Source organism: Arthrobacter sp. ov118 (assembly GCF_900116495.1).
Taxonomy (GTDB): domain Bacteria; phylum Actinomycetota; class Actinomycetes; order Actinomycetales; family Micrococcaceae; genus Arthrobacter.
Genome location: NZ_FPAY01000003.1, coordinates 134329 through 149367, shown reverse-complemented (window position 1 = coordinate 149367; position 15039 = coordinate 134329). Strand labels below are relative to the sequence as shown.

The 15039-nt window shown below is 68.8% G+C and carries 12 protein-coding genes; 5 read left to right on the top strand and 7 right to left on the bottom strand.

Annotated features, from left to right (window positions below):
- Positions 1-105 precede the first annotated feature (105 nt).
- A complete protein-coding gene (locus BM372_RS08215; protein WP_090954023.1) occupies positions 106-498 on the top strand; it encodes a VOC family protein in 393 nt (130 codons plus the stop codon).
- Between the two features lie 16 nt (positions 499-514).
- On the opposite strand, the gene BM372_RS08210 is transcribed toward BM372_RS08215, so the two are convergent.
- Positions 515-2032 (bottom strand): MocR-like transcription factor YczR, encoded by a 1518-nt coding sequence (locus tag BM372_RS08210; protein WP_090954021.1) that lies wholly within the window; start codon positions 2030-2032, stop codon positions 515-517.
- Here BM372_RS08210 and BM372_RS08205 point away from each other — a divergent pair.
- Positions 2015-2725, top strand: a complete 711-nt coding sequence (locus BM372_RS08205) for a membrane protein YczE (RefSeq protein ID WP_256214149.1) — start codon at positions 2015-2017, stop codon at positions 2723-2725. The genes BM372_RS08210 and BM372_RS08205 overlap by 18 nt on opposite strands.
- Before the next feature lie 44 nt (positions 2726-2769).
- Here BM372_RS08205 and BM372_RS08200 read toward each other — a convergent pair whose 3' ends face one another.
- The 6 genes from BM372_RS08200 to BM372_RS08175 all read right to left on the bottom strand — a co-directional run bounded on the left by BM372_RS08200 (position 2770) and on the right by BM372_RS08175 (position 11284).
- Complete coding sequence (locus tag BM372_RS08200) at positions 2770-3669, bottom strand: DNA-formamidopyrimidine glycosylase family protein (protein ID WP_090954016.1); 900 nt, start codon at positions 3667-3669, stop codon at positions 2770-2772.
- The gene (locus BM372_RS08195) at positions 3662-8812 is read right to left on the bottom strand and encodes an Lhr family helicase (RefSeq protein ID WP_090954014.1); all 5151 of its coding nucleotides are present in this window, start codon (positions 8810-8812) and stop codon (positions 3662-3664) included. Before BM372_RS08195 ends, BM372_RS08200 begins: the two co-directional genes overlap by 8 nt.
- 87 nt (positions 8813-8899) lie before the next feature.
- Complete coding sequence (locus tag BM372_RS08190) at positions 8900-9532, bottom strand: DUF4232 domain-containing protein (RefSeq protein WP_090954012.1); 633 nt, start codon at positions 9530-9532, stop codon at positions 8900-8902.
- Between the two features lie 151 nt (positions 9533-9683).
- Positions 9684-9863 carry a hypothetical protein gene (locus BM372_RS08185; protein WP_090954010.1) on the bottom strand — a complete coding sequence of 60 codons (180 nt, stop codon included), beginning with the start codon at positions 9861-9863 and terminating at the stop codon, positions 9684-9686.
- On the bottom strand, positions 9850-10089 hold the full coding sequence (locus BM372_RS08180; RefSeq protein ID WP_090954008.1) for a hypothetical protein: 240 nt from the start codon (positions 10087-10089) through the stop codon (positions 9850-9852). The genes BM372_RS08185 and BM372_RS08180 overlap by 14 nt, the downstream gene beginning before the upstream one ends.
- 178 nt (positions 10090-10267) lie before the next feature.
- Entirely contained in the window at positions 10268-11284 is a 1017-nt protein-coding gene (locus BM372_RS08175) for a LacI family DNA-binding transcriptional regulator (protein ID WP_218160859.1), read from the bottom strand.
- 161 nt (positions 11285-11445) lie between these two features.
- Here BM372_RS08175 and BM372_RS08170 point away from each other — a divergent pair, with 161 nt between their 5' ends.
- The 3 genes from BM372_RS08170 to BM372_RS08160 are packed head-to-tail and all read left to right on the top strand — an operon-like array spanning position 11446 to position 15033.
- Positions 11446-13011 (top strand): sugar ABC transporter ATP-binding protein, encoded by a 1566-nt coding sequence (locus BM372_RS08170; protein WP_090954006.1) that lies wholly within the window; start codon positions 11446-11448, stop codon positions 13009-13011.
- Entirely contained in the window at positions 13008-14030 is a 1023-nt protein-coding gene (locus BM372_RS08165; protein WP_090954004.1) for an ABC transporter permease, read from the top strand. The genes BM372_RS08170 and BM372_RS08165 overlap by 4 nt, the downstream gene beginning before the upstream one ends.
- The gene (locus BM372_RS08160) at positions 14020-15033 is read left to right on the top strand and encodes an ABC transporter permease (protein WP_090954002.1); all 1014 of its coding nucleotides are present in this window, start codon (positions 14020-14022) and stop codon (positions 15031-15033) included. The genes BM372_RS08165 and BM372_RS08160 overlap by 11 nt, the downstream gene beginning before the upstream one ends.
- The last annotated feature ends 6 nt before the right edge of the window (positions 15034-15039 follow it).

Sequence of the window (15039 nt, the reverse complement as noted above, 5' to 3'; positions counted from 1 at the left end):
GAGGCCCGCCGCGAAGCGCCTCGGGCGGGGAAGCGAGCCGACGTTTCCGACTTGATGGCCAGAGAAAGTGTTTCCAGAGGCCCACGCGGCAAATATCATCACGGTATGGAAGCCAGGCTTTTCGCCTATCTCAGTTACGCTGACGCGCCCGCGGCCCTGGACTGGCTGCGGAAAGTGGGCTTTGAAGTCGTCAGCCGCCAAGACGGGCCCGACGACACTGTCGTGCACGCCGAGGTCCGTATGGGGGAGGCCGTGGTGATGGTGGCAAGCAGCGACGCCGATTACCAGAAGCCGCCGCTGATCGGCTGGTCGACTGGCCACGGTCTGTACCTGCTGGTTGACGACGTGGACGGTTTCCACAACAGGGCTGTGGCTGCCGGCGGAACGTCAGTGATCAAACCGGAGGATACGGCGTGGGGCTCCAGACGCACCAGGGTTCTGGATCCCCAAGGACAGGAATGGAGTGCCGGCTCCTACGAACCCGGAGCACGCTGGTGAGCTCCGGGCGGTACGGTCAGGCAATGGCGGCGGCCGGCGGCGCCGGGAGGGTGCGGCGCAGCTGGGGAGAACGCTCGAGCCGGTCCTGGGCGCCGCGCAGGGCCAGGACCGCGGTTTCCAGCTGCTCCGGCGGCAGGGTGAACGGCACCCGGACGTAGCGTTCAAAGGCGCCCCCCACGCCGAACCTCGGCCCCGCGGCGAGCCGAACGCCGAAGTCCGGTGCGACCACCGCCAGGGCCGTGCTCATCGGAACGGGAAGGCGGCACCACACGGACAGGCCGCCGTCGGGCCGTTCCGTCTGCCAGGTGGGCAAATGTTCGGTGATCAGTCCGAGGAGGGCGTCCCGGTTGCCCCGGAGCGCCTCGAGCCGGGCCGGCAGCGGCTCGGAGAGTGCGGTGACCAGGTGGGCGGCCGCGAGCTGCTCCACTACGGGGCCGCCGAGGTCCATGGTGGTCCGGGCGGCAGCGAAGCGCTGAATCAGAGGCTCGCTGGCCCGGATCCAGCCGGTGCGCAGCCCGGCCCAGTGGGATTTGCTGAGTGAGCCGATCGAGACCACCGCGGAGCTGAACGCCGCCATTCGCCCTGCGGACGCTGCGTCAAGGTTGAGTTCCCGCAGTGTCTCGTCCACCACCAGCACGGTGCCCGCAGCAGCCGCGGCCCGGACCAGCCGCCGGCGCTGGGGGTCGGACATCAGCCGGCCCGTCGGGTTGTGGAAGTCCGGCACCACATACGCCATGGCCGGCCGCAACTGCAGCAGGGCGGCCTCCAGCGCGTCAAGATCCCAGCCGGAATCCGGGGGCATGGCCACCGGCGCGGGCCGACAGCCTGCGGCGCGGATAGCATCGAGGGCGTTTGGGTAGGTGGGGTGTTCCACGAGGACTTTGTCTGCCCGGCCGGCGAGGGTCCGCAGCACAATGTTCAGGGCATGCTGCGCACCGGAGGTGACGAGGATCTGGTCCGCTGTGGTGGGCGCGCCCTCGGATGAATACCGGGCCGCGATCGCGGCCCGCAGCGGGCCCACCCCGAGGGCGTCGTACCCGAAGCCGGGCAGCAGGGCCGGGAGCTCCGTCAACGCGGTGGCAAAGGCGCGGTGCACCACTTCGCCGCTCGCCGGCAGCGACGCGTACGCCAGATCGAGGAGGCCGTCCGGAACTGCCAGGCCCGGCGGCCCGCTGAGCGTCGATAACGCATCCGTCCCGGCGCCGTGTCCGCTGGCACTGTCCCCGCCGTTCCGGGTGCCGCCGGCGGTCCGGGTACCGTGATGCGGAATGCAGGTCCGGCCGCGACTGCCCTGGCCGCTGCTGAGAAAGCCCTGCTCCCGCAGCAGCGAATATGCCGCGGTGACGGTGGTCCGGCTGACGCCGAGCGTTGCGGCCAGGGACCGCTCGCTGGGGAGGGCGACATCCAGCGCGACGCGTCCGTCCAGGACCAGCAGGCGGACGACGTCGGCCAGCTCGCGGTAGGCGGGCGCGGCACCCACGTTCCATGCACCGAGGAGGCGGGCGAGCGAGCTGGCATTCAGGGAGCCGGACATAAAGCCAGTATCTCAAACTGGATATGGTTTGCAAGGCCAGTTACGGAGAGGATTGAGCCCATGATGACCCGCAGACTCCTCCAGCTACTGATTGGCCTCGCCCTGTACGGCGTCTCCCTTGCGATGTTTATCCGGGCAGGACTCGGGCTGGATCCATGGGACGTGTTCCACCAGGGGATCGCCGGCAAGACCGGCCTGAGCATCGGCACGGTGGTGGTGATCGTCAGTTTCCTGGTGCTGCTCCTCTGGATTCCGCTGCGGCAGATGCCCGGGGTCGGCACCCTGGCCAATGCCGTGCTGGTCGGCGTCTTTGCCGACATCGGACTGGCGCTGATCCCCGAGTTCTCGCACCTCGGTGGCCAGATCGGCCTGCTGGCCGGGGCCGTGTTGCTCAACGGCATTGCATCGGCCTGCTACATCGGTGCCCGCCTTGGGCCGGGCGCCCGCGACGGCCTAATGACCGGGCTGGCGCGGCGCACGGGCTGGTCGGTGCGGGCCTCGCGGACCGGGATCGAAGTGGTGGTGCTGGGGGCCGGCTGGCTGCTCGGCGGTTCAGTCGGAGCCGGAACCGTCATCTATGCCCTGGCCATCGGCCCGCTGGTGCAGCTGCTGCTGCCGCGGTTCACGGTGCCGGAACGGTCACAGCCGGGGCTGCCCGTGGCGGCAACCGATCCGGCCGTTGCCGCGCCCTAAGCCCGAGACGATCAAGGCGGCTGAGGGCGTAAGCGGCCGGCGACCTAGGCCGCTGGCGGCGCCGGCTGGCAGTTTGGGCAGTAGTAGATGTCCCGTTCTTCGGTGCCGGCGGCCTTGGCCAGGACTCCCCGGCGCACCGGCGTACGGCACCTGACGCACGGCTGGTGCTCCCGGCGGTAGACCCAGTAGCCGGGCAGCCCAGGCGTTCGGCCCACGGCCCGGCCGCCGGGGCTCAGCACCGTGGTGCGTCGGCCGGGTCCCAGGTTAGCTTCCAGCAGGACTTTGGCATGGCTGATCATGGCGGCCAGGTCCGGCACTGAAGAGACGGGCGCCGCCGGATGGACACCGGAGAGGAAACAGGCCTCGCAGCGGTAGATGTTGCCGATGCCGGCGAGGTTCCGCTGGTCCAGCAACGCCACCCCGATCGGGACGTCGGGGGCGGCGCGGATCCGGCGCTCGGCCTCGGCCAGGTCCCAGTCCGGGCCAAGGATGTCGGGGCCGAGGTGGCCCACCACGGAGTCCTCCTCGGAGGTGCGGATGACCTCCAGGATGCCCAGGGAAAATCCGACGGCGTCGGCCGTGGCGGTGCGCAGCACGCACCGGGCGGTGAAGCCGGGCTTTCGCCAGCGCCCGCCCGGAGGGTAAATCTGCCAGGTGCCCTCCATCTTCAGGTGGGAGTGGACGGTCAGCCGCTTGGCAGCGGTGCCGGTGCCGGTGCCGATGCCGTTGTTCGGGAGGCCGGGGGAGGACATGCCCTCTGCTGCCGGCCCCACGAGCCGCATGAGCAGGTGCTTGCCGCGCGGCACTACTTCCTCCACCGTCCAGCCATCGAGTTTGAGCGTGGCAAAGCGGGGCACGCGGAAATCGGAGGAGATCAGCTGCCGGCCGGCGAGGGCGGCATGCAGTTGCGCGGCCGCGCGGAACACGGAGTCGCCCTCAGGCACGGATCCTCAGCCCCTTCGGAGTGGAGTAGGCCCCGGCCTGAGCGAGGGCGGCGGCGATCGGGGTGCCCAGGATGCCGTGCCCGTTGACCTTCTCCATGATCAGCTTGTCCATGGCCCCGCGGGTCACCACGCCCACCAGGGCCGTACCCGCCGCGGCCAGGACGTCGGCATCGTCACTGAAGGCGAGCAGGGTCTTGCCGCCGCGCTCCACATACAGCACCAGCGCGCCGTCGACCAGAACCACCAGGGCGCCGGCCTTCCGGCCGGGACGGTGTCCCGTGCCGGCCTCCTCGTTGAGTGCAGGCCAGGGCAACGCGGCGCCGTAGGGGTTGGCAGGGTCGGTCGCTGCGAGGGCCAGGGCCACCGGCTCGGCCTTGTGCAGCTGGGCGTCCTCGACGTAGGAGCGCAGCCGGTCCACCGTGGCCGGGACGGCGAACTGTGCGGCTCCGAGGTGCTCGATGAAATAGCCACGGCGGCAGCGTCCGGCTTCCTCAAGCCGGGCCAGCACCTTGTACATGAGGCCGAAACCGCCGAGGATGTTTTCCGCCATGACCGAGCCGCGGGTGACCACGCCGTAGCGGTCCAGGAGGAGTTCGGCAGTGGCGCGGGCATGGATGGTGGGGTCAAGTTCCGGGGCTGGCAGCGCCGACCAGCGTCCCGCTGCGAGCGGCGGCGCGGGCGCCGTCCCGGTTCCGGAGCCGTACCGGCCGCCGGTGAGCCCCGGCGATCCCAGCAGGCCGGTGCCGTGTGCACGCCCGAGCCGGCTGAGGCGCGGAGCGCGGGCCCGCGGGGCGCGTCCCACCTGCCGGTGGGCCGTGTGGCCGCCGGCGATGAGGGCCCGGACGGGGGCGAACGTGTCGCCGGTGATCCGGCCCGCCCAGGCGAGATCCCACAGGGCCGCCACCACGTCCTGGTCGCTCAGCACGGTGTCCATTCCGCCGGCAACTTCGGTCAGCTGCCGGAAGAAATAGCCGCCGCCGTTGTTCTGCAGGTGCTCCAGAAGCCGTTGCTGGGCGTCGCCGGGCGCGAAATCGATTGCCGGGTTCAGGGTCAGTTCGGCCGAGTCGGCCAGGTGGAGGCTGACCCAGCCGTCGTTGCCGGGCAGCGAGCCGGCACCGGACCAAAGGACTTCACCGGCGGCCATAAGTTCGTCCAGCATGGCCGGCTGATAATTCGAGACACGGCTGGCCAGGACGAGGGGCTCCCAGGCCGAGGCCGGAATCGGCACGCCAGAGAGCTGGTCGACTGCGGTGACGATCCCGTCCAGCCCTCGCAGCGCTGACTGGCCACGGCCGCCGGGTACTCGCACGTTCTGCCAGGCCGGAAGGAACCGGCCATAAGCGGTGGTGTCCACTGGCTCGACTTCGGCCCGGAGCGCGGCCAGCGAACGGCGGCGCAACTTGCGGAGGACCTCGGCGTCGCACCATTCGCTCACGCCCGCCAGAGGCAGAACAACAGGCAAAACGCCAGGCTGAACGGGACCCGACGGCACGGCGTCGTCGGTGTCTTCGCTGCCCCCCGCAGGGGCTGGCGGCGGCGAAGCGTGCGGGCGGAACTCACCTTCCACCACCCGGCCGTCCGCGGCAAGCCGCTTCAGTGCCGTGCCGACGACGGCGACGCCGAGCCCCAGCCGCGCCGCCGCTTCCGCGGCGGTAAATGGCCCATGGGTGCGGGCGTAGCGCGAGACGAGATCCCCGAGCGGGTCCGCGACGGGTTCGATAAATGCGAGCGGTACGCCCATGGGCAACGGCACGCCGAGGGCATCGCGGAGCCGGGCGGCATCCTCGACCGCAGCGTAGCGTTCGGCGCCACCGACGTTGACCTTGATCGCCCGGTTGGCGCGCTGCAGGGCTGCGAGGTGGGCCGCCGCGTCGGCGACAGGGGCATCCGCAGGCGCGGCCGCTTTGTCCGCAGCCGCATTGTCCGCGGCGGCCGGTCCGGTCTGCTCGAGGTCCGGAGCGGCCTCATCCTCCCGGGCTCGGGCGGATTCAACCGCCTGAGCTGGCTCGAGCCGCTCGGCGACTTCGTCCGGGGTGAGCGGGCCCAGGAGGCGCAGGAGGTCGGCCACGCCCTCCAGCCCGCGCACTTTCCGGTCCGGCGCCAGGCGCTGCAGTTCGCGTTCGGTGGCGTCGATGACTTTCGCGTCGAGCAGTTCGCGCAGCTCCACCCGGCCCAGCAGCTCATTGAGCAGGGTCGAGTCCAGGGCCAGGGCGGCGGCCCGGCGTTCGGCCAGCGGGGAGTCGCCTTCATAGAGGAACTGCGCGACGTAGCCGAACAACAACGACTTGGCGAACGGTGACGGCTGCTGCGTGGTGGTCTCCACGATCCGCAGTTCCCGGCGTTCCACCGAGGCGGCAATGTCTTTCAGCGCCGGAAGGTCATAGACATCCTGCAGGCATTCGCGCACGGTCTCCAGCACAATCGGGAACGTCGGGTACTTCCGGGCGACATCCAGCAGCTGGGCTGAGCGCTGCCGCTGCTGCCACAACGGCTGCCGTTTGCCGGGGTTCTGCCGTGGCAGGAGCAGGGCCCGGGCAGCGCACTCACGGAACCTGGACGCGAAGAGGGCGCTGCCGCCGACCTCGGCCGTCACGATCTGCTCGAGTTCCTCAGGGTCGAAGAGGAAGAGTTCGGCGCCCGGCGGCTCGTCCTCCATCATGGGAACCCGCAGCACAATGCCGTCGTCGGCCGCCATGGCCGAGCCGTCCATCCCGTAGCGCTGATGCAGGCGCTGGCCCACCGCCAGGGCCCAGGGTGCGTGCACCGGCAGGCCGAAGGGACTGTGCAGCACCACCCGCCAGTCTCCGAGCTCGTCATGGAAGCGCTCCACCACCAGGGTGGTATCGCTGGGGACCACCTCGGTGGCGAGCCGCTGTTCGACGAGGTACTGGATCAGGTTGTTCGCGGCGTAGTCGTCCAGCCCGCTGGCCTGGCAGCGCTCTGTGGCCGGTCCGACGTCGGACGCCGCCAGTTCGCGCATGAACGCGCCGAGGGCGCGGCCGAGGTCCACCGGCCGGCCGAGCGAATCACCTTTCCAGAACGGGAGTTTGCCGGGCTGGCCGAACGCCGGCGAGACCAGGACGCGGTCGTGCGTGATGTCCTCGATCTTCCAGCTGGTGGCGCCGAGCGCGAAGATGTCGCCGACCCGGGACTCATAGACCATTTCCTCGTCGAGTTCGCCCACTCGGCGCCCGCCCTTGGCCGCGGCGGAGGCGGCGCTGGCTGCCCTGCCGTCCGCACCGGCAGAACCGCCGGTGCCCTCGGCTTCGGTGCCGATGATGTAGACGCCGAACAGCCCGCGGTCCGGAATGGTCCCACCGGAGGTGACGGCGAGCCGCTGCGCGCCGGGACGGCCCTCGATGGTCCCGGCGTTCCGGTCCCAGATGACCCGCGGCCGCAGTTCCGCGAATTCGTCCGAGGGGTAGCGTCCGGCCAGCAGGTCCAAGGTGGCCTCAAACGCGGAGCGGGGGAGTGAGGCGAAAGGAGCCGACCGGCGGACCGTGGCGAACCATTCCTCGACGTCGATGGCCCCCAGGGCGGTCGCGGCGACCGTTTGCTGGGCCAGGATGTCCAGCGGGTTGGCCGGCACGCTGAGCCGTTCGATCTTGCCGTCGAGCATGCGTTCCACGGTGATGGCCGTGTGGACGAGATCCGCCCGGTGCTTCGGGAACAGGACGCCCTGGGAGATTTCGCCGACCTGGTGGCCGGCGCGGCCCACCCGCTGCAGGCCGCTGGCCACCGATGGCGGCGACTCGACCTGCACCACGAGGTCCACGGCACCCATGTCGATACCAAGCTCCAGGGAGGACGTGGCCACCACGCAGCGCAGCCGCCCGGACTTGAGATCGTCCTCGATCAGGGCGCGCTGGTCCTTGGACACGGAGCCATGGTGCGCGCGGGCCAGCACAGGATCCGCGCCGGCGGTGCTGCCAGCCTGGGCCATCATGTGCGCCGGCATCGCGGTGGAGGCCGGCAGCGCAGCGGCGCCGCCGGAGACGCCGGGGGGCATGGCCTCGATGGGGACGGCTCGCGTGGGTCCGGCATCAACCGGCACGGCATCGAAGTCCGGTGCCCCCGCGCCAAAGTCGTCCCAGCCGCCTCCGGCTGCCATGAGCTGGCGTTCGGCGTAGATCTCGTTGAGCCGGGCGGTCAGCCGCTCGGCGAGGCGCCGGGAGTTAGCAAAGACGATCGTGGACTGGTTGGCCAGCACCAGGTCCACGATCTTTTCCTCCACGTGCGGCCAGATGGACGCCTGCGGCTGGAGCCCGGAGGCGGGGCCGGAGTCGAACGCCCCCGCGGCACCCTGAAGATCGGACATGTCCTCCACAGGGACAGAAACCGTCAGGTCCCAGTTCTTCCGCGACGGCGGTGCCACAATTTCGACCGGCGCCGAACCGGCGAGGAACTGCGCCACCAGTTCCTTGGGTTCCACGGTGGCCGACAGGCCGATCCGCTGGGCGGGCTTGGGCAGCAGGGCGTCAAGCCGCTCCAGCGACACGGCCAGGTGCGCCCCGCGCTTGGTGCCGGCGACGGCGTGGACCTCATCGACAATGATCGTGTCCACTTCGCTGAGGGTTTCCCGCGCCTTGGAGGTCAGCATGAGGAAGAGCGATTCCGGCGTGGTGATCAGGATGTCCGGCGGGTGGCTGAGCAGCGAGCGGCGGTCGGCCGCCGTCGTGTCTCCGGACCGTACGCCCACGGTAATGAGCGGGGCGGGCAGGCCCAGGCGCTTGGCGGTCTGCGTGATGCCGATCAGCGGTGCGCGAAGGTTGCGTTCGACGTCGACGCCCAACGCTTTGAGCGGGGAAATGTACAGCACGCGGGTCTTCCGCTGCGCGGCCCTGCTTTGGCCCGTCCTCCTGCTTGGGCGCTTGGCTGCCTGGTCCAGGCCGGGCAGGGGCTCGGGTTCGGCCGGGGCGGAGGCCAGCAGCCGGTCCAGCGCCCACAGGAACGCCGCGAGCGTCTTGCCGGAGCCGGTGGGCGCAACCACAAGGGCGTGCGAGCCGGAGGAGATGGCATTCCAGGCGCCGTTCTGGGCCGGGGTGGGCCCCGAAAAAGCGCCCAGGAACCAGTCCCGGGTCGGCCGGCTGAACCGGTCCATGGCGTCGGCAGCAAGCATGCCGCCGCTCTCCTGCCCCTTCATGCCTCCATCATGCCTTACCCCGCCGACACTCCTAGCCGGACGCATCACGGCGCTCCTGGCCCGGAGCCGGGACACGCGTGCCCGGTGCTACTTCGGCTGGAAGGCTCCGATGGTGAGCAGGTGGATGTCCGCGTTGCTGCAGGCGTCCCTGGGCTGCGCGATGAACAGGGATGCCGTGTCGTTGGGCGGGTAGACCCGGAATCCGGCCGCCGCCGTCCGTGCGCAGTCCGGGTAGTTGGCGGCCTGGGTGTAGCGCAACGTGGCGGTACCGGCCTTGCCGGGGGCAAGCAGTACGTCCGTGACCGGGCCGGAGTCGTCGCGGGTGGCAGCGGCACCAATCGGCTCGCCGTCGGCCCCGGCTGTGAGCGAGACGCCCGCGAAGCCCTTCAGGAGGCAGGGTTCGCTGCCGGAATTCGTCAGGATGAGCTCCATGTACACGCTGCCCGCCGCGCCGCCGCCGGTGGCATCGGTGGTTGCGGTCAGGCCCGAAGACTTGCATAGTGCTGGCCCGGACTGGGGCGCCGTCTGCGAGGACGGGGCGGCTGAGGATTCTGTGGCGGCGCCGGACGCTGTGGGCAGGCTTGTGGCGCTGTCCGACGGCGTCGCCGTGGACGTGGGTGCCGGCGGCTGCGCGGCGCTGCCCCCGCAGCCGCTGAGCAGGAGGGCCGCCGCGGCAGCCGTCGTCAGAACCAGTGCGTGCTTGATTCGCTGAGGCCTCATGGCTCAACCATCCTGCCCGGGGATGCCTTAGTCAACGATGCCACGGCGGCGGAGCCGGATTGATGCCCGGATTGTAATTTCCGGGCATCAACCGAGGTCAACTGCCCGTGCGCCCCGGCGGGACCTCATCTGCGCCGTCGCGGTTCTGCCGCTAGTCGGTCTCGGGACCGGAGCAGTAATGGCAGTCCTCGGGGCAGGAGGCTGTGCCGGCGGCCCAGGCATCGGTTCCGGCCGCGGTGCCAGGGACCGAAGCCGGCCGAAGCGCCGGAATTTGTTCCTTGGTGGCGTTCGTTTCCGACGCAGGGACTTTCTGGCGCTCAATTGTCCGCATGGCTGGCTCCTTCGGGCGCTGCCACGCTGAGCTCGAAGCCGTCGCCCACGTGGAACAGCTGCCGGCGGCCGCCGTCGGACAGCACCCACACGACGGCGCCGTCTGCGGTGCGGTCGTCCACGCGCCCCGCGTACTCCACGCTGCCGCGGCGGAGGTGGACGACGTCGCCGGTCTCGACGTCGTCCCATCGGGCGCCGCCCGGAGGCCGGTTTGTCTGCAAGGTCATGAAGACTCCTGAAAGGTCACGGGATCGTTGATGTGATCCAGCTAACCGTCGAACGCCGTGTCGGCTCAATGGTCAACTGAATGAGGCATCCCCCTCCCGTTGTGCAGGAGTCCAGTGCAGGCGTCCACTGCAGGTCACCAGGGGGCGGCCCGGGACCCACCTCCGAGATGCGGCGGTGCTAGCCGCGCCGGGTGCTCTGCCGGGCGACGAGTTCCGGCGTGAACACCACCTGGCTGTGCACGTGACCGGGTTCGTCGTCGATTTCGTCGAAGAGGAGCCCGGCGGCGCGTTCCCCGATCAGCTGCCGGGGCTGGCTTACGGAGGTCAGGGGGATGCTGGACTGGGAGGCAAAGTCGATGTCATCGAACCCGACGATCGCGATGTCCTCGGGCACGCGGAGCCCGTTGGCGGCGAAGGACTGCAGCAAGCCCAGCGCCAGCTGGTCGTTGGCGGCAAACACGGCATCCGGCCGCTCGTTGGGTTGGAGTTTAGCGATCGAATCGCCCACGTGCCGGCCCCGCTCGAACTTCAGGTCGGGAGTTTCGAACAACTGAAGCCGGATCCCGGCCCGTTCCGCAGCGTCGGCGGCACCCCGGTAGCGGTCCTCGACCTGTTGCAGCGTGAAAGGCCCGCCGACGAAGGCCGGGCGCACCGAACCGACGCTGAGGAGATGGGACAGGGCGGTCGCACCGCCGGCGACGTCATCAACCGAGACCGAGCAAAACTGGTCCGTTCGGGCGAGCCGGTCAACGAGGACCGAGGGAATGCCCCGGGAGCGCATGGTTTCGAGCCGTTCAAGAACGTTCCCGAACGGGGTGATCAGGATGCCCTGGACCCGCTGCTGCTCGAACAGGTCAAGATAGGCCTGCTCCCGGTCCGAGTCTTCGGCGCTGTTGGCCAGGATCAGCGAATGCTTGTGGTCCTCGGCGACGTTTTCGGCGCCCAGCGCCACGTCGGTGAAAAAGGGGTTGCGGACGTCCAGCACCAGCATGCCCAGGCTTCTGGTGGACCCGGAGCGCAGGGACCGGGCCGATTCATTGCGCACGAACCCCAGTTCGTCGATGGCGGCCAGAACGCGGCTTCTCTTCTCCGTCGAGACCTGCTCCGGCCGGTTGAGCACATTCGAGACAGTGCCTACGGAAACCCCGGCGAGCGCGGCAACGTCCTTCAGCTTTGCACCCGCAGCGCTTGGCACCTAAGAACCTCCCACATTCTGAATCGAATCAATCTGCTCCCACAATGTTACGCCGTTCACATGACCGTCCTCGTGCTTGCCTGTTGACACACCGTGGAAACAGGCCCTACCGTGTGAGTAGGTTCACAAATGAATCGATTCATTACAACGGAGTAACGGACATGGCCGAAGCACAGGACGCCGCCGTTCGGAGCAGCCGCAGTGCCGAGGTGGCCGACGTTCCGGTTTTGGAACTACGGGACATCCACAAGTCTTTCGGCGCGGTGCATGCGCTGCGGGGCGCCAGCCTCAGCCTGCACCGGGGCCAGGTCACGGCGCTGGTCGGTGAAAACGGGGCCGGCAAGTCCACCCTGGTCAAGACCCTGGCGGGGCTGCACCAGCAGGATCGCGGCCAGGTCCTGCTTGACGGCGAAGAGGTCTCGTTCCGCGATCCGCTTCATGCCCGCGAAGCAGGGATTGCGGTCATCTACCAGGAACCGACCATGTTCCCTGACCTCACTGTCGCCGAGAACATCTTCATGGGCCGGCAGCCGCTGCGCTCGATGCGCAGGATCGACCGGAAGTCGATGCGCCAGCAGGCGCTGGAGCTTTTTGAACAACTGGGCGTCAAGATCGATCCCGACCGGGCCGCGCAGGGCCTCTCGATTGCCGACCAGCAAGTGGTCGAAATCGCCAAGGCCATTTCGCTCGACGCGCGTGTCCTGATTATGGACGAGCCGACGGCGGCGCTGAGCGGCATCGAAGTTAACCGGCTGTTCGCGGTCACCCGGACCTTGCAGGCCCAAGGGGCCGCCGTACTATTTATCTCCCACCGCTTCGAGGAAGTCTTTGCCCTGGCGGACTGGATCACCGTAATGCGCGACGGCGCACACGTCGCCACCGCCCCGGCCGCCGAACTGACGGTCGACGGGGTCATCCGGCAGATGGTCGGCCGCGACGTCGCATCGCTGTTCCCGAAACAGGAAACACAGATCGGCCCGACCGCCCTCGAGGTCAAGGGACTCAGCCGCAAGGGTGTCTTCTCGGATATCTCCTTCACGGTGAAGGAAGGCGAAATCGTCGGGCTGAGCGGCCTTGTCGGCGCCGGGCGTTCCGAGGTGGCACGGGCCGTCTTCGGCATCGACAAATACGATTCCGGCGAAGTGCTGGTCCGGAACGAGCCGCTGAAGTCCTTGTCCCCCCGGGCATCGATGGCCGCCGGGGTGGCGTTCGTGCCGGAAGACCGGCGCAAACAGGGCCTGGTCATGGAGCTGAACGTGAGTCGGAACCTCACGCTGACGCTCCGGCGGAAACTGAGCCGTTTCGGCCTTCTCACCAGCATGGCCGAAGCCCAGGCCACCAAGGAATGGGCCAAGAAACTGCAGATCAAGGCCGGGTCCCCGGTATCCCCGATTTCAACTCTTTCCGGCGGCAACCAGCAAAAAGTTGTGCTGGGCAAGTGGCTGGCCACCGGTCCACGCGTGCTGATCATCGACGAACCCACCCGCGGGATCGACGTCGGGACCAAAGCAGAGGTGCACCGGCTCATTTCCGAGCTGGCGGGCACCGGGCTGGCCGTCCTCATGATCTCCTCGGAGCTGCCCGAGATCCTGGGCATGTCCGACCGCGTGCTCGTGATGCACGAGGGCCGGATCACCGCCGAACTTAGCCGCAGCGACGCCACGGAGGAATCCGTCATGACGGCCGCCACCGGAGTCGACCCGAAAACCAAGGAGACCACAGCGTGACCACCTTATCCCTGCAACGTCAGCCATCCATGGCCTGGGTGGGGACGGTGACCCGATCCCGCGAGTTCAGCGTCTTCCTGGCGCTGGTCATCCTCATCGCCGTCACGGTGGCCGCCAACCCCCGGTTCTTAAGCGCGCAAAGCATCAAGGACCTGCTGCTGAACTCCTCCATCCTGGTGATCCTCGCCGTCGGCCAGGCGATCGTGATTGTCACGAAGAACGTGGACCTGTCGGTCGGATCCGTTCTGGGCCTGACAGCCTTCGCTACGGGAAAGGTCTTCATAGCGCTGCCTGACCTCCCGGTGATCGCAATGCTCGCCATCGGCATCGCCTTCGGCGCCTTCCTGGGAGCCATCAACGGAGCACTGATCGCAGTGGCCAAAGTGCCGGCCCTAGTGGTCACCCTGGGAACCTTGTACATTTTCCGCGGCGTCGACTTCGCCTGGGCCCAGGGCCAGCAGATCAGCCCGTCCAACCTGCCTGCAGATTTCCTGGCACTCGGCGCCGGCACCCTGCTGGGCTTCCCGTACCTGGCGCTGATCGCCCTCGCCGTCGTCATCGCCTTCGGCCTCTACTTGAACAACGCGCGCTCCGGACGGGAGTTCTACGCCATCGGCTCGGACGTCCTGGCCGCCCGCCTGTACGGGATCCGCGTGGGACGGAAAGTCTTCTCCGCGTTCGCCATCTCCGGCGCCCTCGCGGGACTCGCCGGCGTGATCTACGCCGCCAAGTACGGCAACCTGGATGCGACGGCCGGCCAGGGCCTTGAATTGAATGTCGTGGCCGCGGCCGTGGTTGGCGGCGTGGCAATCGCCGGCGGCGTGGGCACGGTCTACGGGGCCGCACTCGGCGCCGTGCTGCTGACCACTATCTCCTCCGCCCTTCCGGTCCTGGGCGTCTCGCCGTTCTGGCAGCGTGCCATGGTCGGCGCGCTGATCCTGGCCTCGATTGTCCTAGACCGATACCTTGCCCTGCGCACCGAGCGCCGTCTGAGAGGACACGATTCACATGCTGGTTGAGACAGCACCGCCGGCAGAAGAAACCAGCCGCGCCCCCCGTTTCGGCTTCCTGCGCAGCTGGGACACCGCGATCATTGTGGCCCTCCTGGCCAGCATTGTGGTTGCCTCCCTGACCGTCACCGGATTCGCATCGCCGCGCAACATCGGGTTCCTGCTCATCGACGTCATCCCGATCCTGCTGCTCGCTCTGCCCATGACGTACATCATCCTGACCGGGGAGATCGACCTCTCCGTCGCCAGCATCGCCGGTTTCGTCAGTTGCGTGTTCGGAGCGCTTTGGAACGCCGGGATGCCGATGGAAACGATCATCCCGTTGTGCATTGTCCTCGGAATCGTGTCCGGTGCTTTCAACGGTTTCCTCGTCTCGGTGGTCGGCCTGCCGTCCCTCGCCGTCACCATCGGCACCCTGGCTTTGTACCGCGGCCTGGCCTTCGTAGTCCTGGGAGACCAGGCGGTCACCAGCTTCCCGCGGGCCATCACCACCGGCCTGCAGGCGAAGATCGGCGCCACCGGCATCCCCGGCTGGATTCTTCCGGTGATTCTGCTGGTCATCATCTTCGGCGTCGTCCTGCACTTCACAGGCTTCGGCCGCTCGCTGTTCGCCATCGGCTACAGCGTCGACGCCGCCCGCTTCTCGGGAATCGGCGTGGCGCGGACAAAATTCTGGCTCTTCGTCATCTCCGGTGCCATCGCGGCAGTGGTCGGCGTGTGGTGGACGCTGCGCTACGGAAGCGCACGCGGCGACAACGCCACGGGCCTGGAGCTGTCGGTCATAGCGGCGGTCCTGCTGGGCGGCGTGTCCATCTTCGGCGGGAAAGGCACGCTGCCGGGCGTCATCGCCGGCGTCGGGCTCCTCGCTATCCTTCGCAACGCCCTCCAGCTGGCCAGCGTCCCAGAGGACACCTTGTCCATGCTCACCGGCGGCCTCCTGATCCTCGCCGTCGTCGCCCCCAATGCCATCACCTGGGCGCGCTCCGTGTCCCGAAAAGCTTCAACCACCTGACCACCG